The sequence below is a fragment of the Pandoraea oxalativorans genome (assembly GCF_000972785.3).
Classification (GTDB): domain Bacteria; phylum Pseudomonadota; class Gammaproteobacteria; order Burkholderiales; family Burkholderiaceae; genus Pandoraea; species Pandoraea oxalativorans.
Genome location: NZ_CP011253.3, coordinates 4,281,124 through 4,302,451 on the forward strand (window position 1 = coordinate 4,281,124; position 21,328 = coordinate 4,302,451).

Annotated in this window: 19 protein-coding genes; 12 read left to right on the forward strand and 7 right to left on the reverse strand. The window is 63.7% G+C overall.

Going from position 1 to position 21,328, the window contains the following annotated elements:
- Positions 1 to 60 precede the first annotated feature (60 nt).
- The gene (locus MB84_RS18855) at positions 61 to 1,317 is read left to right on the forward strand and encodes a sigma-54-dependent Fis family transcriptional regulator (RefSeq protein WP_084009868.1); all 1,257 of its coding nucleotides are present in this window, start codon (positions 61 to 63) and stop codon (positions 1,315 to 1,317) included.
- A gap of 48 nt (positions 1,318 to 1,365) precedes the next feature.
- On the opposite strand, the gene MB84_RS18860 is transcribed toward MB84_RS18855, so the two are convergent.
- Complete coding sequence (locus MB84_RS18860) at positions 1,366 to 2,586, reverse strand: ISL3 family transposase (RefSeq protein WP_046289972.1); 1,221 nt, start codon at positions 2,584 to 2,586, stop codon at positions 1,366 to 1,368.
- Between the two features lie 917 nt (positions 2,587 to 3,503).
- Here MB84_RS18860 and MB84_RS18865 point away from each other — a divergent pair.
- Entirely contained in the window at positions 3,504 to 4,664 is a 1,161-nt protein-coding gene (locus MB84_RS18865) for a porin (protein ID WP_046292865.1), read from the forward strand.
- Between the two features lie 157 nt (positions 4,665 to 4,821).
- Here the strand turns inward: MB84_RS18865 and MB84_RS18870 are convergent, their stop codons facing one another.
- Positions 4,822 to 6,312, reverse strand: coding sequence for a type 1 glutamine amidotransferase (locus MB84_RS18870; RefSeq protein ID WP_046292866.1), 1,491 nt, complete (start codon positions 6,310 to 6,312; stop codon positions 4,822 to 4,824).
- A 424-nt stretch (positions 6,313 to 6,736) separates the two neighbouring features.
- Here MB84_RS18870 and MB84_RS18875 point away from each other — a divergent pair, with 424 nt between their 5' ends.
- Complete coding sequence (locus MB84_RS18875) at positions 6,737 to 7,018, forward strand: YkvA family protein (protein ID WP_046292867.1); 282 nt, start codon at positions 6,737 to 6,739, stop codon at positions 7,016 to 7,018.
- 120 nt (positions 7,019 to 7,138) lie between these two features.
- Here MB84_RS18875 and MB84_RS18880 read toward each other — a convergent pair whose 3' ends face one another.
- From MB84_RS18880 to MB84_RS18890, 3 genes are all read right to left on the reverse strand, one after another.
- Positions 7,139 to 8,113: a quinone oxidoreductase family protein gene (locus MB84_RS18880; protein ID WP_046292868.1), complete on the reverse strand. Its 975-nt coding sequence runs from the start codon at positions 8,111 to 8,113 to the stop codon at positions 7,139 to 7,141.
- A gap of 58 nt (positions 8,114 to 8,171) precedes the next feature.
- On the reverse strand, positions 8,172 to 8,585 hold the full coding sequence (locus tag MB84_RS18885; protein WP_046292869.1) for a methylglyoxal synthase: 414 nt from the start codon (positions 8,583 to 8,585) through the stop codon (positions 8,172 to 8,174).
- Positions 8,586 to 8,649: 64 nt separating this feature from the next.
- Entirely contained in the window at positions 8,650 to 9,429 is a 780-nt protein-coding gene (locus MB84_RS18890) for an SDR family oxidoreductase (RefSeq protein ID WP_046292870.1), read from the reverse strand.
- 309 nt (positions 9,430 to 9,738) lie between these two features.
- On the opposite strand from MB84_RS18890, the gene upp reads away from it, so the two are divergent.
- Entirely contained in the window at positions 9,739 to 10,389 is a 651-nt protein-coding gene (gene upp / locus MB84_RS18895) for a uracil phosphoribosyltransferase (protein WP_046292871.1), read from the forward strand.
- 86 nt (positions 10,390 to 10,475) lie between these two features.
- Here the strand turns inward: upp and MB84_RS18900 are convergent, their stop codons facing one another.
- On the reverse strand, positions 10,476 to 11,393 hold the full coding sequence (locus tag MB84_RS18900) for a DMT family transporter (RefSeq protein ID WP_046292872.1): 918 nt from the start codon (positions 11,391 to 11,393) through the stop codon (positions 10,476 to 10,478).
- 122 nt (positions 11,394 to 11,515) lie between these two features.
- Positions 11,516 to 13,027, reverse strand: coding sequence for a helicase HerA-like domain-containing protein (locus tag MB84_RS18905; protein WP_046292873.1), 1,512 nt, complete (start codon positions 13,025 to 13,027; stop codon positions 11,516 to 11,518).
- A 430-nt stretch (positions 13,028 to 13,457) separates the two neighbouring features.
- Here MB84_RS18905 and MB84_RS18910 point away from each other — a divergent pair, with 430 nt between their 5' ends.
- The 8 genes from MB84_RS18910 (at position 13,458) to ugpB (ending at position 21,178) form a co-directional block, all read left to right on the forward strand.
- Positions 13,458 to 14,183 carry a YebC/PmpR family DNA-binding transcriptional regulator gene (locus MB84_RS18910; protein WP_046292874.1) on the forward strand — a complete coding sequence of 242 codons (726 nt, stop codon included), beginning with the start codon at positions 13,458 to 13,460 and terminating at the stop codon, positions 14,181 to 14,183.
- A gap of 2 nt (positions 14,184 to 14,185) precedes the next feature.
- Positions 14,186 to 15,463 carry a phosphoribosylamine--glycine ligase gene (gene purD, locus MB84_RS18915; RefSeq protein ID WP_046292875.1) on the forward strand — a complete coding sequence of 426 codons (1,278 nt, stop codon included), beginning with the start codon at positions 14,186 to 14,188 and terminating at the stop codon, positions 15,461 to 15,463.
- A gap of 300 nt (positions 15,464 to 15,763) precedes the next feature.
- Positions 15,764 to 16,672 carry a mechanosensitive ion channel family protein gene (locus MB84_RS18920; RefSeq protein ID WP_046292876.1) on the forward strand — a complete coding sequence of 303 codons (909 nt, stop codon included), beginning with the start codon at positions 15,764 to 15,766 and terminating at the stop codon, positions 16,670 to 16,672.
- 143 nt (positions 16,673 to 16,815) lie between these two features.
- Positions 16,816 to 17,751: an oxygen-dependent coproporphyrinogen oxidase gene (hemF, locus tag MB84_RS18925; RefSeq protein ID WP_046292877.1), complete on the forward strand. Its 936-nt coding sequence runs from the start codon at positions 16,816 to 16,818 to the stop codon at positions 17,749 to 17,751.
- Between the two features lie 13 nt (positions 17,752 to 17,764).
- Complete coding sequence (locus MB84_RS18930; protein ID WP_046292878.1) at positions 17,765 to 18,496, forward strand: nicotinate-nucleotide adenylyltransferase; 732 nt, start codon at positions 17,765 to 17,767, stop codon at positions 18,494 to 18,496.
- Positions 18,497 to 18,557: 61 nt separating this feature from the next.
- A complete protein-coding gene (rsfS, locus tag MB84_RS18935; RefSeq protein WP_046292879.1) occupies positions 18,558 to 18,998 on the forward strand; it encodes a ribosome silencing factor in 441 nt (146 codons plus the stop codon).
- 24 nt (positions 18,999 to 19,022) lie between these two features.
- Entirely contained in the window at positions 19,023 to 19,493 is a 471-nt protein-coding gene (gene rlmH / locus MB84_RS18940) for a 23S rRNA (pseudouridine(1915)-N(3))-methyltransferase RlmH (protein ID WP_046292880.1), read from the forward strand.
- 416 nt (positions 19,494 to 19,909) lie between these two features.
- The gene (ugpB, locus tag MB84_RS18945; protein WP_425415917.1) at positions 19,910 to 21,178 is read left to right on the forward strand and encodes a sn-glycerol-3-phosphate ABC transporter substrate-binding protein UgpB; all 1,269 of its coding nucleotides are present in this window, start codon (positions 19,910 to 19,912) and stop codon (positions 21,176 to 21,178) included.
- Positions 21,179 to 21,328: the final 150 nt, after the last annotated feature.

A 21,328-nucleotide genomic window follows, 5' to 3' on the forward strand; every position in this document is an offset into this window, starting at 1 on the left:
TCGCCAGGCCACAAGCCACCGACGGCGCCCTTTCGTACCAATACGAGAAGGAGACAAGTCATGCCCGCTCACCTCGCTGTAGCGCCCGCCCCCGCTCGACCTGTCGGCCACGCCGCCCCCCTCGGCGCAGCCACTGCCCATAGTGCCAATACCGCATTCAACAACATCGCCGCACTGGCCGAGCGCGTCGTCCGCGTGCCAGCCCCGGCCCCAGCCTCCCGTCAACATCGCCCCGATTACCTCGACATCGACGATCTGTGCGGCACCGATGCCCGCATGCGCGATCTGCTCGCGCGCGGCAAACGCTTCGTCGACCGTGGCCTGCCCGTGCTGATCCTCGGTGAGACGGGGACCGGCAAAGAGTTTCTCGCCCGCGCATTACATGAATACAGCGAGCGACGCGCACAGTCGTTCGTCGCAATCAACACGGCGTCGCTGCCGGAGCATCTCATCGAGAGCGAGCTCTTCGGCTATCAGCGCGGCGCTTTCTCCGGCGCGTTACCCGGGGGAATGAAAGGGAAGATGCAGCAAGCCGATGGCGGCACGCTGTTCCTCGACGAAATCGGCGACATGCCGTACGCGATGCAGACGCGTTTGCTGCGCGTGCTATCGGAACGCGAAGTCACACCGCTAGGGGCGAGTCAGCCGGTGCCGATCGATGTCCAACTGATCTGTGCCACGCATCAGGATCTGGCAAGCGCTGTCGCACAAGGCACGTTCCGTGAAGACCTCTACTACCGGATCGCCGTCGGCGTGCTGACGCTGCCCACCTTGCGTGAGCGCGACGACAAGCGCGAGCTGATCGCGCGCATGTTGTGCGACGAATGGCCGGGCCTGCGTGTCGACCAGGCGCTCGCGCGTGTGACGTCCGACGCGCTCTCGTGTCTTCTCGCGCATGCGTGGCCGGGGAATTTGCGTCAGATGCGCGCGGCATTGCGATATGCGTGTGCCGTGACGAGTGGGGAACGTTTGTGTGTGGACGATCTGCCGCCGGAACTTGCGTTCTCGCCTGCGTTGCATTCGTCGTACCCGGCGAATCGCCATGAGGCGCCGCGCGACGCTCGGATCGAGGAAACGGCCTATGCTGCGAGCCTTGCTTCGCACACGCAATATCGTGCACACGATGCGTCCCACGAACCGCACGATCAGGAACGCGAACGCATTCTGCAGGCGCTTGCACAACATCGCTGGAACATTTCAGCGGCCGCGCGCACGTTAGGATTCTGTCGTGCATCGCTGTATCGCAAGCTCAAGCAGTTGAGCATTCCGCATGTTCGCGATTGCGGCGAAGCCCTCAGCACAAGGCACTACGCCTAGCCCCGACACAAGAATCGCAGGCGAATAATTCGCAGGCAAAAAAAAGGTTCATTGAGCATTACCGGGGAAGGCGGCGCGGATTTTGAGGAAGAAGTATTCCTGGTCTCGGTAGCCGTAGGCGCGCCGCTTAATGACCTTGATAGTGTTGTTAATGCCCTCAACGATGCTGGTGTTTAGACGATGTCGGCATCTGGCCAGGATGCCATGCAGATAGCCTTTCAGACGCTGAGCGAAGGTGTTCAAGGGGGCTATTCCGCTTTGCTCGGCCTGCTCGCACCAGTGGTGCCAGGCTTGTTTTGCCCAGGCAGGTCTTCGGTAGAACCAGAGCCGCTTGAGTTCGTCCCTCAGGACATAGACCGTCAGCAGCGGCTGGTTGGCTTGCAGCAATTCGTCGAGCCGGACGGCCTGCTGCCGGTCTAGCTTGTCGCGGTTGCGCAATAACAGCCAGCGGCTCGATTTGATGACCCGGCGCGCGGGACGGTCCTGGCGCAGTTGGTTGGCCTGATCCACGCGCACCCGATCAATGACCTCTCGTCCGTACTTGGCCACGACATGGAACAAGTCATAGACGATCTCCGCCCGTGGGCAGTGGGCCTGGATTTCTAACTCGTAGGCCGTAGTCATGTCGATGGCTACGGCCTTGATGCGTTGGGCGACCCCACGCGGCAATTGCTCGAAGAACGCCCGAGCCGTCTCGCGTGAGCGTCCTGGGCCGATCCACAGCACCTGCCTGCTGATCGGATCGACGACTACCGTCGCGTACCGATGCCCTTTATGCAGGGCGAACTCGTCCATCGCTAAATACTCGATCCTGGACCAATCCGGTTCGCGCACTGACGCTCGGAGCCGGGCCTTGTCCAGCGTCTTGACGGTATGCCAACCCAGCTCGAAGAACCTCGCCACCGCCTGCACGTTGCTCGATTGCAGCAATTGGCTGCAGGCCGCCGCAAGCCGATCCGTCACCCGCTGGTAGCGACCCAGCCAAGTAAGCCGCTCCAGGCGCGGGCCACCGCATTGCTCACACAACAAGCGCCGGCGTGGAACATGAAGAACAACCCGGTACTCAAATAACGGCAGATCTCGCACCCGGCGCACCGTGGTCTCATGGACCTGGCGACATCGTGCGCCGCACTGCTCGCACAGCATCACCTTGGCGGTTGGCTTCAAATAGATCGACAGCGTGCGCCCTGTGCCCTCGGGCCACTCCACGCGTTCGACGGCATAGCCCTGCCAGCCTCCCAGCGACTCCAGCAGCTTGCGATCCAGCATCTCCACGCACTCCTGATGGCAAATTCCTGCCATCAAGAGTACGAAAACTTGTCAAATCCCTCCACGCTATTGCGCGATGAACCAAAAAAAAGCGCGGCCAATGAGGCCGCGCCAAGGTTTGGAGACTTTTCACTCAACGCAAAAGTCTACTTCTCGCGGAACGTAGTATAGGTGCGCACCCGAAAATCATTGTCATCATTCGACGCAATGATTTATTCGGCGACTCGCAATAGTCCGTAAAACCCCATAAATAAAGGCCTTTTTCGCTCGCGCCGATTACACGCGCTTGCCAACATCTCAGAAATGGCTCAATGCGCGCGAGTACGTGAGCCGAATGACAGCGAGATGGCAGCCACCCGACACGACGATGAATCGTTCTCTTTATAGCGACGTCGCACATCGCGCCAACACACTCACCGGCACTCACTCGCACCTCACGTCTTCACACACATTCACATCGCACTTTTCACACAACGCATCGGGCGCGAGCCGTCACTGATGCGTGCATTCACTGCGATGGAACTTAACGCGAACATGCATGTCGCGCGCAAAACCCGTGCTGGCAATGCTTGGCACGCGCTTTCACTTGCACACCACACTGTGTCCCGAGCGCAACACACATCGCTTGCATCGCGATTTCTCGCCTAGGCTTAATCAAGCCAACCCCTTGTCCGACAATGCTTTAGGACGTGTCTCACGAATTCTTTTCATATCTGAAATAGATTCTTGCGGATTCTGAAATAGGCGGGAGTAGCGGTGACTCATACACTGCCCCCTGTCAACAGAGCAGTGCCGATAGCTGTACGGGTCCGCGAGTGATGAAGCGTGATGAATCGTCACCTCGACATGTTCTGTTTCGCCGCGTTCTGTTTACACGCGAATTCTGCGATTCGTGTCACGTTACTGGAGCTTAAACCATGAAAAAAACTCTTCTTGCCGCTGCCGTCGTCGGCGCGTTCTCGATGACCGCGCACGCTCAAAGCAGCGTCACCCTGTACGGCTTGATCGACGCCGGCATCGCTTACACGAGCAACTCGACCACGTCGTCGGCTTCGGGTTCGAAGAACTTCCGTGCAACGAGCGGCCTGGTCAACGGCAGCCGTTGGGGCCTGAAGGGCTCGGAAGATCTGGGTGGCGGTAACAAGGCCATCTTCGTGCTGGAAAACGGTTTCTCTATCAACAACGGCACGTCGGGCCAAAACGGCCGCATGTTCGGTCGTCAAGCCTTCGTTGGTCTGCAAAACGATCGCTTCGGCGCTGTGACGATCGGTCGTCAATACGACTCGCTGGTCGACTACCTGGCACCGCTGACGCTGAACGGTTCGTCGTTCGGCGGCACGATCGCTTCGCACCCGTATGACAACGACAACACGAACAACTCGTTCCGTGTGAACAACTCGGTCAAGTACTCGAGCGCCAACTACAACGGCCTGACGTTCGGCGGCCTGTATGGCTTCTCGAACAAGGCCGGCGACTTCGCCAACAACCGTGCATTCAGCGCCGGCGTGAACTACGCAAACGGCCCGCTGACGGTGGCTGCTGCTTACTTGGAGCGCCAAGGCAATCCGGGTAACAACAACGGCACGGGCGCTGTCGACACGTCGACGGGTGGTGATTCGGTGTTCCAGTCGTCGAAGCAACGCGTCTGGGGTATCGGTGGTAACTACGCCTTCGGCCCGGCAACGGTCGGCCTGGTGTACACCCACACCCAACTGCAAGGTCTGACGGGTCTGAACTACAACAGCACCGCAGTTGCCTTCGGCAACGACGGTCTGAAGTTCGACAACTTCGAAGTCAACGGTCGCTACATGCTGACCCCGGCAGTCTCGCTGTCGGCCGCGTACACGTACACGATGGCCAAGCAAGATTCGACGGACAAGAAGCCGAAGTTCCACACCGTTACGCTGCAAGCTGACTACCGTCTGTCGAAGCGCACCGATGTGTACCTGACGGGTTCGTACCAGCACATCTCCGACAACGAAGGCACGGGCCTCCAAGCCGGTGTCGGCGCTGCCGGCGGTATGTCGTCGACCAGCTCGCAAACCGTTGTGGGCACGGGCATCCGTCACCGCTTCTAAGCATCGAAGTGGCGTGAGCACCGGCAGTTGTATCGCGGTGCTCCCGACATGAAAATGGCAGCCTTCGGGCTGCCATTTTTTATTGCGCGCACGTATTGCCGTATTGCCGGGACATTACGGCGCTGCATCGAACAGCGCCGCCCGACGGCGTGTCACATCAGAAACGCGTTTCGCGTGCGGCACGCAGGAAGTTGTCCAGCACCGGCGTGCAATCGAGAAACTCCGGACCGCCTGCGCGGTGGAATTCCGGGTGCCACTGCAAGCCCATCACGAACGGTGCCTTGCGGTAGCGAATCGCCTCCACCACACCGTCCTCCGCACACACCGCCTCCACGCTCAAATCGCGCCCCAGCGTCTTGACCGACTGGTGGTGAATCGAGTTGACGATGGGCACATCGACCGGCGCCAGCATCTGCGCGAGCGACGAACCTTCCGGGAAGGTCAGCGTGTGACGATTGTGCTCGTACGTTTCCGTGACGTGCGGGATCGCTACGGGCAAATCCGTCGCAATGTCCTGATGCAACGTGCCGCCGAACGCCACGTTGATCAGTTGGCAGCCACGGCAGACGCCGAGAATCGGCTTGCCCTGCTCGACAAACTCATGGAGCAACTCGAGTTCGTACATGTCGCGCATGCGGTCGCCCTGCCATTCGTGACGCGTCGCCACTTCCGAATAGGTGAGCGGCGAGACGTCCGCCCCGCCCTGCAAGACCAGCCCGTCGAGGTGCTTCGCGTAATCGTGCAGACGAATGTGGCTCGGGTGAAGCAAGCCTTGCGTGTCCACCGTCGGAATCATGAAGACGAGCACATCGCGCGACATCACCCAGTGCGCAATCGACTCTTCGAGGTATTGCAGCGTTTTGCTGCGCAATCCCTTCGAACCCGGCTCCGGATGGAAGATACGTGCCGAGATACCGATCTTCAGCGTGCGTTGCGTGATGCGCTGACCGGCGCGGTCGTACCAGGCGCGAAAGCGCGCGGACATGATCCGGCGCAGGACCGACCACGGCGAGTCCCCCGCCTGCAAGTACGACGGCTGACCGCCCATCGACGCCGGACTGCCCGGACGCGGCCCGGTCGCGCCGAACGACGGCTGATGCGGCGGCTCACCACCGCCTGCACCGCCACCCGCGCCACCAGTAGCACCTGCCCCGGTTTCGCCGATGTTGCCCCCGGCACTCCCCACACCGGCTGCCTTCACGTCGTCGCCGGATTTTGGAACGGGTGAGCCGATCGGATTGCGGTCGGACGCCACCTCAGCGGCCGACGCAGGCGCGGCGGGCCTGGCCGCTGGCGCGCCGGACGCGGGCGTCTCGGCCTTCGAATCGTCCGATCCATCCGCGCGCGTGGCGCTGGCCGCCTCGGAAGGCGGTGCAGGACGTGTCAGCGTGTCGGGATTAGGCGGCATGTCGCCGGAACCTTCGGCGGTACCGGCCACCGGCTTTCCCGTGGGACGCGGCGTCGCAGGCGACGCGGGCTCCACGTACTCGGACGAACGCGTCGCAGGCGAGTCCGCAGGTGAGTCGCTGTGTTTTGCGGATTCGTGTGCCGGTGCGGCCGGGACCGTCGGCGAGGTTGCGCTCTTACTCGTATCGGATTCGGGCTTGGACGGCTGCTGCGGCGATTTCGGATCTTGAGCGTCGGTCATGATGGCGTTTGGATGCGTCCGAAAAAAGAGGGACGAAAGGGGAAAGTAGGATTGACCACGTCGGCCCGGGAATTATCCCGCCGCCACAATCCCGCCGCAACCGCTATCCCGGACGCCCCTCCTTTTTGCAGGCCTCGCGACGACAGCCCCGCCATTGCCCCCCTCCCCTGCTTTCCCGCACCGATGAAACCGTCCTGGCCGGGCGATGTCTTAGTTCATTGTTACGCATGGAATGCATGCCGGCGGCGGTGAAGCACGGCGGCGCGCAGCAAGCCGATTGCGTATAATCGAGACAAATTGCACGATATTAGATAGGCATTGAACGACGTTCGTGTCGATTGAGTGTAATCGTGTTTCAGCGTCCAACGTTACCCGGCCCTGACCGGGGCTTACCGGCGGACGCATTGGTACCAGGAGTCTGCAAGTGAAGCGTTTTCTTCGACTGTGGCAAATCGCCCGCCATGATTTCCGCGTGCTCTGGCATGCGGCCCGTGACCCGCGCCGTCCGCGCTGGCTGTTGCCTGTTGTGGTGTTGCTCGCGGTCTATCTGCTCAGCCCCATCGATCTGATCCCGGATTTCGTGCCGGTGTTCGGTTTGCTCGACGACGTGGTCGTGATCGGCACGGTGGTCCACTGGCTCATCAAGCGCCTGCCGGTCGATGTGCGCGAGGACGCGCGCGCGCATGTGTTCACTCAGCGGGCCTGACATGCGCTGACGGGGCGCTGTCGGGTGCTTGCGGGCGGGTAATTGCAGGAAACGAAAAAGGACGCCGAGGCGTCCTTTTTCATTGGCGTCGCGCAAACCGTGCAAACGCGCGCGAGTGGCTCAGGGCATTAGCAACGTCGACCCGGTGGTCTTGCGCGCTTCGAGATCGCGATGCGCCTGTGCAACGTCGGCCAGCGCGTAACGCTGATTGACCTCGATCCTGACCGTGCCCTTGCCGACGACATCGAACAACTCGTTGGCCGTGGCGTCCAGATCGGCGCGCTTGGCGGTGTAGTTGAACAGCGTGGGACGCGTGAAGAACAACGAGCCGCGCGACACCAGATCCGCCGTGTTGATTTGCGTGACGGGGCCGGACGCGTTACCGAAGCTCACCATCGTGCCCAGCGGACGCAGGCAGTCGAGCGACCCGATGAAGGTGTCTTTACCGATGGAGTCGTACACGACCGGCACACCTTCGCCCCCCGTAATGTCCTTCACGCGCTCGACGAAGTTCTCGCGGGTGTAGACAATCGGGTGATCGCAGCCGTGCTGACGCACCAGCGCGGCCTTCTCGTCCGAGCCGACGGTGCCGATCACGGTCGCGCCCAGCGCCTTCGCCCACTGACACACGATCAGCCCCACGCCACCGGCGGCGGCGTGAATCAGGATGGTGTCCCCGGCCTTGACCGGATACGTGCGACGCAGCAGGTACTGCGCCGTCATGCCTTGCAGCATCATGGCCGCAGCCTGATCGTCGCTGATGTTGTCGGGCAAGCGTACCAGCGGTGCGGCGGGCATCACGCGCGCCTGCGAGTAAGCCCCGCAAGGACGGCTCGCGTAGGCCACGCGGTCGCCGGGCTTCACATGCGTCACGCCCTCGCCCACCGCCTCGACCACACCGGCAGCTTCCATACCGAGACCGGCAGGCAGCGGCTGCGGATACAACCCGGTGCGGAAATAAACGTCGATGTAGTTCAGCCCGACGGCGTTATGGCGCACGCGCGCCTCGCCCGGACCCGGTTCTCCGACTTCGACATCGACCCACTTCATCACTTCGGGACCGCCGTTCTGTTCGATGCGGATGGCTTTCGTCATGGTCGTCTTCCTCGCTCCTTTCTGTCAGTTGAGTATCTTGGCGCAGCGTTGCCGACGATCACGCCACGGGTTGGGCGGCCAGTCGCACGATCAGTTGTTCGAGCAGCAGACGCGCCGTCGAACTGTTCGTCGCGCACGGGACGTTGTGCACGTCGCAAGCGCGCACCAATGCGTTGATGTCGGGTTCGTGGGGCTGCGGCGTCATGGGGTCGCGCAGGAACAGCACCATGTCCACGCGCCCCTCGGCCAGTTGCGCGCCGATCTGCAAGTCGCCACCGTGCGGGCCGGAGAGCATGCGCTCGACGTCCAGACCGAGTTCCGTGGCGATGCGCCCGCCCGTCGTGCCCGTCGCGACGAGTTGGCACTGACGCAGCACCTCGACGTAATCGCGTGCGAGCGCGAGGATCTCGTCCTTCTTCTTGTCGTGCGCGATCAGCGCAATTCTTACCTTGGGTACCGTCGAAACCGTCATGAATGCGAGTCCTGAGTGCAGATGAGTGCAGTGAGTCCGATAGAGGGATGCGCCGTGGCGCGGCTCAGAACGTGCCAGGGTAAGCCCCGCCGTCGATCAGCACGTTCTGTCCGGCGATATAGCCCGCATGCGCACTGCACAGGAAGGCGCAGGTCGCGCCGAACTCCTCGGGCTGGCCGAAGCGTCGCGCCGGAACCGCCGCAGCGCGCTTGCTGCGCGTGTCCGCGACGCTCTGACCGTTCTTGGCCGCCGACGCCTCCAGCGTCGCCGTCAGACGATCGGTGTCGAACGCGCCCGGCAGCAGATTGTTGATGGTGACGTTGTGCGACACGGTGGTGCGCGCCAGTCCGGCGACAAAGCCGGTCAGCCCGGAGCGCGCTCCGTTGGACAGCCCGAGAATGTCGATGGGTGCTTTCACGGCGGACGATGTGATGTTCACGATGCGCCCGAAGCCCCGCGCAATCATGCCGTCGACCGTGGCCTTGATCAGTTCGATGGGCGTGAGCATGTTGGCGTCGAGTGCGCGAATCCAGTCGTCGCGCTGCCAGTCGCGGAAGTCGCCCGGGGGCGGACCGCCCGCGTTCGTCACAAGGATGTCGGGCTGCGGGCAGGCAGCGAGCGCCTGCGCACGGCCTTGCTGCGTGGTGATGTCGCAGGCCACCGCGGTCACGTTCACGCCCGTGGCCGCACGGATGTCGGCAGCGGTGGCGTTCAGCGCGTCGGCCGTGCGCGCGACGATCACGACATTGACACCAGCTTCGGCCAGCGCCTGTGCGCAAGCGCGTCCCAGCCCCTTGCTCGCGCCGCACACCAGCGCGGTGCGGCCCTTGATTCCCAGATCCATGTTCTGCCTTCAAGACAAGTGATGCGTTGGTCGTTGGCCGCTTTTCAGCGTCTTGCAGCCGTCTTGCAGCGATTCTAAGGGAATCGCAGGAACGCTGCTGTGACGTCGCGTCCGGTCCGGGGCGGCGCCTTCGGCGAATCGCCATCGGAATTCAGCCCGGATTCGGGAGAGTATTTCGAGTGGCATTTCGGGCAGACCGGATCGAAACCCGGACCGGCATCGTCTGCATCGGCTAAAATCGCCGCCATGCGACGCCGACCGGGTCATACCGACCCGGCGATCCGGCGGCCCAGCCCCAAATTGCCTGCCATGAAACAAGACACCCGATTCCCGAACCTCTTCATCTGCGATCACCCGCTGATCCAGCACAAGCTTTCGCACATGCGCGACAAGGAAACGTCGACGCGCACGTTCCGCGGTCTGCTGCGCGAGATCACGTTACTCATGGGTTATGAGATCACGCGCGACCTGCCGCTCACGACCGAGCGCATCGACACGCCGATGGTCGAGATGGACGCCCCGGTCATCGCGGGCAAGAAGCTCGCCATCGTGCCCGTGCTGCGCGCCGGTGTCGGCATGAGCGACGGACTGCTCGATCTGGTGCCGTCCGCACGCGTCGGCCATATCGGCGTGTATCGCGACGAGCAGCATCGTCCGGTCGAGTATCTCGTGCGCCTGCCCGACGTGGCCGACCGACGCTTCATCCTGTGCGATCCGATGGTCGCGACCGGTTACTCGGCCGTGCATGCCGTCGACGTGCTCATCAAGCGCGGCGTCACGCCCGAGAACATTGCATTCCTCGCGCTCGTGGCCGCGCCCGAAGGCGTGAAGGTGCTGTTCGACGCGCATCCGGGCGTGAAGCTCTACGTCGCCTCGCTCGACGAGCGTCTGGACGACCACGCATACATCATTCCGGGGCTCGGCGACGCAGGCGACCGCCTGTTCGGCACCAAGAACTGATGATGCGATGAAACGATGAAGCGATGAGAAAGCCCCGGTCCTGCCGGGGCTTTTGCTTTTGGAGGACGCGCCGTGCTGCACCTACCTCATGCCGCCTTGCGTCGCGTAGCCATCGCCACGCCGACGGCCGCTAGCACCATTCCCGCCCAGGCCAACGGCGGCATATGTTCCCCGACCATCAGCCACGCCGCGAGCGCCGCCGAGGGCGGCACGAGGAAGAACAGCGCCGACACACGCGACGCCTCGCCGCGCCGGATCATCGCCAGCAGCAACGAAATCGCGATGATCGAGTTGCCGATCACCAGGTAGACGAGCGTCAGGCCGAGTTGCCAAGTCCACGCGACGTGCATCGGTTCGAGCCACCACGCGAGCGGCAGCGTCGCCGCGAACCCGACGAAGTACTGCACCAGATTCGAGGTCACCGGGTGCTGGCCCACACCGAAGCGCTTTTCGTAGAGCGTGCCGCACGTAATCGCGCCGAGGGCCACGAACGTCAATAGCAACCCGACGGCCGACGTCGCCTCCACCGCCGAGCGCGCCACGATCACCAGCGCCGCCCCCGCCAGTCCCAGACCGAGGCCAATCCAGTTCAGCCCGCTCACGCGCTCGCCCACCAGATGCGGCACCGCCAGCGCCACGAGAATCGGTTGCAGCGACGTGATCAGCGCCACGCTGCCCGCCGACACGCCGAGTCGCAGCGCCAGATACGTCATACTGAAATAAAGCGCCTGAATCAGCAGGCCGATGACGATGAGATGACCCCATGCCGCCGCCGTCTTCGGCAAGGGCGGGCGCATGACGACCGCCAGCGGCGCCAGCACCACGAGCACCAGCCCGTAACGCAACGCCAGGAAGGTCAGCGGGTCGGCATACGCCAGACCGATCTTGGCGACGGTGAAACCGACGGACCACAGGAACAGGAAGATGAGCGGTGCAGCGCGCAGCCACAAGGGATCGTGTGCGACACCGGTTCGCACCGGCTCCAGCGAGGATTTGAGGGACATCGGCGAGTGAGCGACCTTTTATTGTTTGACGGGAGCAGGATCTGCAACACGGGCAAAGAAGACGCGAGAAGCAAGTGAACGCGGGCGCGCGCTGCACGCCCGTATCCGCGTCAGTATCCGCCTTACCGGCGCTTGTTGCCGCCCAGGATGCTTCCCAGCACGCCGCGCACGATTTCGCGACCGAGCTGACTGCCGACGGTGCGCATCGTGCTTTTGACCATCGCTTCGACGGGCGAATCCTTGCTGCGCGAGCCGCTACCGCCCAGCAGGCCGCCGAGGGAATCGAGCCAGCCGCCACCGCTACCCGCACCACCGGCCCCGGCGGGTGCACCGCCCGCTGGCGCAGGCGTGCCGTCCGGCTGCCGCTCCTGTGTGCGCCCCACCAGCTTCTCGTACGCCGACTCGCGGTCGACGGCTTTCTCGTACACGCCTGCGACGAGCGAGCCCGCCATCAGCGCCGTGCGCTCCTGCGGCGTGATCGGCCCGATACGCGACGCCGGCGGCGCGATGTAGGCGCGCTCCGTGATGGCCGGACGCCCCTTTTCGTCGAGCAGCGACACCAAGGCCTCACCGACGCCCAGTTCGCCGATCACCGTCTCGATGTCCAGCGACGGGTTAGCGCGCATCGTCTGCGCCGCGACCTTCACCGCCTTCTGATCGCGCGGCGAATAGGCGCGCAACGCGTGCTGCACGCGGTTGCCCAACTGGCCGAGCACCGTGTCCGGCACGTCGACCGGGTTCTGCGTCACGAAGTACACGCCGACGCCCTTCGAACGAATCAACCGGACCATCTGCTCGATGCGTTCGAGCAAGAGCTTTGGCGCTTCGTTGAACAGCAGATGCGCCTCGTCGAAGAAGAAGACGAGCTTGGGTTTATCGGGATCGCCCACTTCCGGCAGGCGCTCGAACAGCTCCGCGAGCAGCCACAACAGGAACGTGGCGTAGATGCGCGGGGCGGCCAGCAGCTTGTCTGCCGCGAGAATGTTGACGATGCCGCGGCCCTGCGCGTCGGTCTGCATAAAGTCTTCGATGTTGAGCATTGGCTCGCCGAAGAACTTGTCCGCACCCTGTTGCTCCAGCGTGAGCAGCCCGCGCTGGATCGCCCCGACCGAGGCGGCCGAGATATTGCCGTACTGCGTGGTGAAGTTCGACGCGTTGTCGCCCACATGCTGAAGCATGGCGCGCAGGTCCTTGCTGTCGAGCAGCAACAGGCCGTTGTCGTCGGCGATCTTGAAGACGAGATTGAGCACACCGGTCTGCGTCTCGTTCAGGCCCAGCAGGCGAGAGAGCAGGAGCGGCCCCAAATCGGAGATGGTGGCGCGCACGGGGTGGCCCTGCTCGCCGAAGACGTCCCACAGCGTGGCGGGGCTGCCGTGCCAGTCGGGGGTGTCGAAGCCGAGGTTGGCGATGCGCTCCTTGAGCTTGGGTGTCTCGACGCCGGGCTGCGTGATCCCCGTCAGGTCGCCTTTGACGTCCGCCAGGAAGACGGGCACGCCAATGTCCGAAAATGCCTGGGCGATCACTTGCAGGGTGACGGTCTTGCCAGTGCCGGTCGCGCCGGTGATGAGCCCGTGGCGGTTGCCCATCGCGGGCAGCAGGCCAAGCAGGTGCTGGGCGTTGCGCGCGATCACCATCCCCTCATCGGGACCATGAGCGGATGCTTGAGCGGAACCCGTTGAAGCAGTCGATGTTGCGGCCGGAGAGACGGGAGCGGCGGGGGTCGCGGTGGACGACGCTTGCGACGGCACGGGCTTCTTGGGCATGAGCGACCTCTGTGGTAGACGCGGCGTGGCTCGTGACACGGCGCAGCAAACACCCGTGGCACGGTGCGGCGGCATGATAAAATTGCCTCCGATTATAGCGGCACAGGTGGCCGCTCGGACTGCACCGCCCCGAAATGCCCCACGCGACCGACAGGCTCCGTGCGAGGCGACGGGGCGGCGAGGCAATCGGCGCCCGCGACCCCACGGTGGCGGGCGCTCCCGTTTCAACGGTTGGCCGCGCCGGACTGCGCAGGCCGGCAGAGCATACTTCGCCGCTCAGCGCGGCACGACGGAGAAATTCATGGCGGGTCATAGCAAATGGGCCAACATCAAGCACAAGAAGGCTGCGGCAGATGCCAAGCGCGGTAAAGTCTGGACACGTCTGATCAAGGAAATCACGGTCGCAGCCCGCCTGGGCGGCGGTGACGCCGACAGCAACCCGCGCCTGCGCCTGGCCGTCGAGAAGGCTGCCGACGCGAACATGCCCAAGGACAACGTCAAGCGCGCGATCGATCGCGGCGTGGGCGGTCTGGACGGCGCGAACTACGAAGAAATCCGCTACGAAGGCTATGGCATCAACGGCGCGGCCGTGATCGTCGACACCATGACGGACAACCGTGTGCGTACGGTGGCCGAAGTGCGTCACGCCTTCTCGAAGTTCGGCGGCAACATGGGCACCGACGGCTCGGTCGCATTCCTCTTCACGCACTGCGGTCAGTTCCTGTTCTCGCCGGAAACCCCGGAAGACACGCTCATGGAAGTGGCGCTCGACGCCGGTGCGGACGACGTCATCACCAATGAAGACGGCAGCTTCGAAGTGGTTTGCCCGCCCAACGACTTCCAGTCCGTCAAGGACAAGCTCGAAGCCGCAGGCCTGAAGGCAGAAGTCGCCGAAGTGACGATGAAGCCGCAAACCGAAGTGGAATTCACCGGCGACGACGCCGTGAAGATGCAAAAGCTGCTCGACGCGCTCGAAAACCTCGACGACGTGCAGGAAGTGTTCACCAACGCCGTCATCGGGGAATAAGTATGAAGATCATGGTTGTCGGCTCGGGTGGCCGCGAACACGCGCTCGCGTGGAAGCTTGCCCAATCGCCGCGTATTCAACTGGTCTATGTCGCGCCGGGTAACGGTGGCACGGCGCTCGACGAGCGTCTGCGCAATGTGCCGATCAGCGATCCGAACGTGCTGGCCGAATTCGCCGCACGCGAAGGTATCGCACTGACGGTCGTCGGCCCGGAAACGCCGCTTGCCGCCGGTATCGTCAACATCTTCCGCGCCCGTGGCCTGAAGATCTTCGGACCGACGAAGGAAGCCGCGCAGCTCGAATCGTCGAAGGACTTCGCCAAGGCGTTCATGAAGCGTCACGGCATTCCGACCGCCGATTACGAGACGTTTGCGGACGCGGCCGCCGCGCACGCTTACATCGACGCCAAGGGTGCGCCGATCGTCATCAAGGCCGACGGTCTGGCCGCCGGTAAGGGCGTGGTCGTGGCGATGTCGCTGGAAGAGGCGCACAACGCCGTCGACATGATGCTCGCGGACAACAAGCTCGGCGACGCCGGTGCGCGCGTGGTGATCGAGGAATTCCTGCAAGGCGAAGAAGCCAGCTTCATCGTGATGGTCGACGGCAAGAACGTGCTGCCGCTGGCCACGTCGCAGGATCACAAGCGTCTGCTGGACAACGATCAGGGCCCGAATACGGGCGGCATGGGCGCTTACTCGCCCGCGCCGATCGTCACGCCGCAGATTCACGCGAAGGTAATGCGCGAGATCATTATGCCGACGGTGCGCGGCATGGAGACCGACGGCATTCGCTTCACCGGCTTCCTCTACGCCGGTCTGATGATCGACGCCGACGGCAACGTCAAGACGCTCGAATTCAATTGCCGCATGGGCGACCCGGAAACGCAGCCGATCATGGCGCGTCTGAAGGGCGACTTCTCGGTGGTGGTCGAACACGCGATTGCGGGCACGCTCGACAAGATCGAACTCGACTGGGATCGTCGTTATGCGCTGGGCGTGGTGCTAGCCGCGCATGGCTACCCGGACACGCCGCGCAAGGGCGACCGTATCTCGGAAGTCCCGGCAGAGACCGACGAATGCGTGACGTTCCACGCAGGCACGCAGCTCGAAGACAACGTGCTCAAGGTCACGGGCGGACGCGTGCTGTGCGTAGTCGGCCTGTCCGACACCGTACGCGGCGCGCAGAGCGTGGCGTACCAGACCGTCAATCAGATCAGCTTCGACGGCATGCAGTATCGCCACGACATCGGCAACCGCGCACTCGCGCGCAAGACGGAGTAAGTCGCCAGCGTCCGGCCCTTACGTTACTTCCGCCGGATCGCTTCGCCACGGCCCGGGGAACATCGTGTTCCCCGGGCCGTTGTCTTTTGGCGCAGGCGTCGGCGTCGTCCATCCCCCACCTTCCCTGCCCCCTCGATGGGCCGCCTCACATCTTCATTGCCCCGCGATTGACAAGCGCTGGGCAAATTGGCACGCTGGCGTCGCGTGACATCGAAGGTTTACCCCGAGAGCGCGCGGCCGGCCAGCCCCGGCGGCATTCATGCAGTTTTCCCGACAGACCCTCGCTCGACGGAGACTTACATGTTCGACCTCGATAAGCTGGTCAACGATTATCTGGTGCCGTTCGGCCTGAAAATCGTGATGGCCGTCGTCATCTGGATCGTCGGTGGCATCGTCATCAATCTGCTGGCGCGGCTCGTTCGCAGCGCGATGAATCGCCGCCACATCGATCCCACCCTCGTTCGCTATACCGAATCGACGATGCGCATTGCCTTGCGTATCGCGCTGATCCTTTCCATTCTGAGTGTCTGCGGCATCGAAACAACGTCGTTCGCTGCCCTGCTTGCCGCCGCCGGTATCGCCATCGGGGCCGCCTGGTCCGGCCTGCTGTCGAATTTCGCGTCGGGCATCTTCCTGATCGTGCTGCGTCCGTTCAAGTCCGGCGACATGATCAGCGCGGGCGGTGTGACGGGCGTGGTCGACGAGATCGGCCTGTTCGTCACCACGCTCACGACGGCAGACAACCTGCGCGTGTACGTCGGCAACACGAAGGTGTTCGGCGACAACATCACCGTGTACGACGCCAACGCCTTCAGGCGCGTGGATCTCACGGCGCAGCTCGCGCATACGGTAGACCTGAAGGACGCCGTGGCCCGCCTGAAGGCACGCGTCGCGCAGATTCCCAACGTGGTCGAGAAGCCTGCCGTGGACGTCGAGATTCTCGAGTTCAATCCGTCCGGGCCCGTGCTCGCGGTGCGGCCTTATTGCCACAACCGCGACTACTGGCAGGTCTACTTCGACACCAACAAGGCGATTGCCGAAGTCGGCGGCACGGCCCACTGGCCGGTGCCCGCCACGCGGCAGATCCTCATGCCCCCACCGGGCGTGGCCGGACCGGCGGTCGGCGGCACCAGCGCTGTGCCACCCATCGTGCCGGGCGCAGGGGGCACCGCGCCTGCCGGAACACTTCCGAACGCGCCGGCGCCCTGAAACGCCCGCGCCCCCTCCTTTGATTCAAGTCATTCGGGCGGCATCGGCACGCGGTGCCGCCCGCCCGCGTCTGCCCTCGTGCCGGTACAATCGCGGATAAAACCGCAATTTGCATACACAGACCACGCAAGGGACGTCACAGAATGACAGCGCAAGACACCGCACCGGCGCCGGACACGGGCGCGGTACGCACGTATCTTCTCGGGCTTCAGGACCGCATTGTCGAGACGCTGGAGCGCCTGGACGGCAAACGCTTCTTCGTCGACGACTGGCAGCGTCCCGCCGACGGCGCGCTGCGTGGCGACGGGCGTACCCGCGTGCTCGACGACGGTGACTTCTTCGAGCGCGGCGGCGTCAACTTCTCCCATGTGATCGGCGACAAGCTGCCTGCGTCGGCCAGCGCGTCGCGGCCCGAACTGGCCGGACGCGGCTTCGAAGCGCTCGGTGTCTCGCTGGTCCTGCATCCGCGTAATCCGTACTGCCCCACGGTGCACTTCAATGTGCGCATTCTGATCGCGACCGCGCCCGGCGAATTGCCCGCGTTCTGGTTCGGCGGCGGCATGGATCTCACGCCTTACTATGCGCACGAAGAAGACTGCCGACATTTCCATCAGACGTGCAAGAACGCGCTCGATCCGTTCGACACCTCGTGGTATCCGCGCTTCAAGACGTGGTGCGACGAGTACTTCTATCTGAAGCACCGTCAGGAGCCGCGCGGCATCGGCGGCATCTTCTTCGACGACTTCTCCGGCGGTGGCTTCGACACCGGCTTTGCCGTCATGCAAAGCGTGGGCGATGCGTTCCTCGACGCATACGTTCCTATCGTCGAGCGCCGTCGCGGCATGCCGTATGGCGAACGCGAGCGCGATTTTCAGGCGCATCGCCGTGGCCGCTACGTCGAATTCAATTTGGTGTGGGATCGTGGCACGCACTTCGGCCTGCAATCGGGCGGACGCACCGAGGCGATTCTGATGTCGATGCCCCCGCTCGTGAAATGGCACTACGACTGGAAGCCGGCGCCGGGCACGCCCGAAGAAAAGCTCTACACCGATTTCCTCGTGCGTCGCGAGTGGGTGTGAAGGCTCTGCGCGCATGACCCTCACCTCTGCTGCAGTACACGGCACCCCGGCCACCCCGTCCCTCCCAGCGCGCAAGCGTATCGGCGTGCTCGGCGGCACGTTCGATCCGATCCACACCGGCCATCTCGCGCTCGGCGCGCTGTTCGCGCGCACGCTCGCGCTGGACGAACTGGTGCTGATGCCCGCCGGGCAGCAGCCGCAGAAGCAAGGCAGCACGGCAGCCGAACACCGGCTGGCGATGACCCGGCTTGCCTCAGAGGGGCTGGCGGCCGAACTGGCCGTCACCCATCCGTCGACGCAAGTGATCGTCAGCACGCGCGAAATCGAACGCGCCGGACCGAGTTACACCGTCGATACCTTGCGGGAAATGCGGCAGGACGTCGGGCCGGACGTGTCGCTCTCCCTGCTCATCGGTTCGGACCAACTGGTGCGGCTCGACACGTGGCACGCGTGGCGCGAACTGTTCGATTACGCCCATGTCTGTGCGGCGGCGCGCCCCGGTTTCAGTCGCGAAACGGCGTCCCCCGAACTGCGTCAGGTCTTCGCTGAACGGGAAAAGTCCGCGCTCGGGGTACAATCCACGCCATGCGGCGGCATCCTGATCGACGACTCACTGGCCGTCGACATCTCCGCCACCGAGTTGCGCGCCATGCTGGCGCACGCGCGAGACACCGTCACACCCCCGGCAAACCTGCCCGAACCCGTGTGGCAGTACATCCGCACGCAACACCTGTACCGTGCCTGACGGCCCCACGGCAACTGCCGGGCCGCTATCTCGCACCCCTGTTTCACCAAATAAACGCACTATGGATATTCGTAAACTTCAGCGCCTGATCGTCGACGCCCTCGAGGACGTCAAGGCCCAGGACATCAAGGTGTTCAACACCGAACACCTCACCGCCCTGTTCGAGCGCGTGATCATCGCGAGCGGCACGTCCAACCGCCAGACCAAGGCACTGGCCGCGAGCGTACGCGACAAGGTCAAGGCCGCTGGCGGCGACATCGTCAGCATGGAAGGCGAAGACGTGGGCGAATGGGTGCTGGTCGACACGGGCGACGCCATCGTGCACATCATGCAGCCAGCCCTGCGCCAGTACTACAACCTCGAAGAAATCTGGGGCGAGAAGCCCGTTCGCCTGAAGGCCGCCGGCACCAAGGCCGGTGCGAAGGCCAGCGCGGAAGACGAAGACGAGGAAGACGCGCCTGCGGCCACCCCGGCACCGGCCCGTCGCAAGGCCAGCAAGTAAGACGCCGTACGCGATCCTGCCGACATGCGTCTGTTCATTCTCGGAGTCGGGCACAAGATGCCCGGCTGGATCGAGACCGCCTTCGCCGAGTACGCCAAGCGCATGCCGCCCGAGCTGCGCATCGAACTCAAGGAAATCAAGCCGGAGCAGCGCTCCAACTCCCGCACCGCCGAGACGGTCATGGCCGCCGAAGCGCAACGTATCGACGCGGCGCTGCCGCGCGGCTGTCGTCTCGTCTGTCTGGACGAACGCGGACAGGATCTCACCACCATGCGTCTGGCCCAGTCGCTCACCGTCTGGCAACAGGACGGGCGCGACGTGGCCTTCGTGATCGGCGGCGCAGACGGGCTCGATCCGACCCTCAAGTCGCGGGCCGACACCCTCATCCGCCTGTCCAGCCTCACCCTGCCGCACGGCATGGTGCGCGTGCTGCTTGCCGAACAGCTCTATCGCGCGTGGAGCATCAACGCCAATCACCCCTACCATCGGGTCTGACGGCGCCCTGTCGACGGGATGGCTGGCCACGTGACATTGCGTGACTCTGCGTGACATCGGGTGCGCCGTCCTTGTATGACAAAAAATAAGTCATCCATAAGTCACAAACGCTTTTTGCGGTGCAACGCAACGTTGTACCGGACTTTCCATGCCCCGCCGGGCCTTGCTGGACGGGGCACTTTGTGTCGTGTCAATCCCCCCGTTGCACTCGCGTGCAACACGCGTTGTGCACTGCGAATGGAAATAACACGGCGACGTGTTAGTCTACGCGGCGCTACAGTTCGCACCGCGAACAAGTAGGGTCCACTCACACAATCAGACCCTTGACTTCTCGTGAACCCCCGGAGATTGGCATGAAGCAACCTTCCCTGCGCACGTTCGCCCTGGCTGGCGTTGGCGCCGCACTGGCACTCGGCATGAGCACGTCGGCCTTGGCCGCCACGGAAATCCAATTCTGGCATTCGATGGAATCGGCCCTCGGCGATCGCGTCAACCAGATCGCCGCCGACTTCAACGCATCGCAAAGCGACTACAAGATTGTCCCGATCTACAAGGGCAACTACGAGCAGGGGCTGGCCGCAGGGATCGCCGCCTTCCGCGCCGGCAATGCGCCGGCCATTCTTCAGGTGTACGAAGTGGGCACCGCCACGATGATCGGCGCGAAGAAGGCCGTGAAGCCGGTGTGGCAAGTGATGAAGGACGCCGGTGAGACGTTCGACGAAAAGGCGTTCGTGCCCGCCATCGCCGGCTACTACGCCGACAGCAAGACCAACCACCTGATCTCGATGCCGTTCAACAGCTCGACGCCGGTGCTGTACTACAACAAGGACGCCTTCAAGAAGGCCGGTCTCGATCCGAACACCCCGCCGAAGACATGGGCCGACGTGAACGCCGCTGCCGCGAAGCTGAAAGCTTCGGGCATGTCATGCGGTTTCACGATGGGCTGGCAAGGGTGGACGCAGCTTGAGAACTACAGCGCCTGGCACGCCCTGCCGTACGCCACGAAGGATAACGGCTTCGGCGGCCTCGACGCCAAGCTGGAGTTCAACGGCCCGCAACAGGTCAAGCACATCCAGTTCCTGGCCGATATGGCCAAGAACGGAACGTTCACGTACGTGGGCCGCAAGGATGAAGTGACCTCGAAGTTCTACAGCGGCGACTGCGGTATCGCCATGACGACGTCGGGCGCGCTCGCCAACATCGGCAAGTACGCCAAGTTCAGCTACGGCGTGGGCATGATGCCGTACGACGCCGACGTGAAGGGCGCACCGCAAAACGCCATCATCGGCGGCGCCAGCCTGTGGGTGCTCGCGGGCAAGTCGGCCACCGAGTACAAGGGCGTGGCCAAGTTCCTGAACTACCTCGCGTCGCCGCCCGTGGCCGCCAAGTGGCACCAGGACACTGGCTATCTGCCCGTCACCAAGGCGGCTTACGAGCTGACCGAGAAGCAAGGCTTCTACGCGAAGAACCCGGGTGCCGACACGGCCATCAAGCAGATGCTCAACAAGGACCCGCTGCCGTACACGCGCGGCCTGCGTCTGGGCAACATGCCGCAGATCCGTACGGTGGTCGACGAGGAACTCGAAGGCGTGTGGAGCGGCAAGCAAACGCCTAAGGCCGCGCTCGACAAGGCAGTCGAACGTGGCAACGACCTGCTGGCGCGCTTTGCAAAGCAGGGCAGCTAAGTCGAATCAGCCGTCGATATGCAGTCGATAGGCGTTCGACGAACGCACGATAACGCACGCAATGCCGGGGCTTTTCCTGCATTTGCCGCGTGAATCGTGACGTTACAATGACACCACCCCGGCTCGCGTGATACGCGGGCCGGTTTGGTT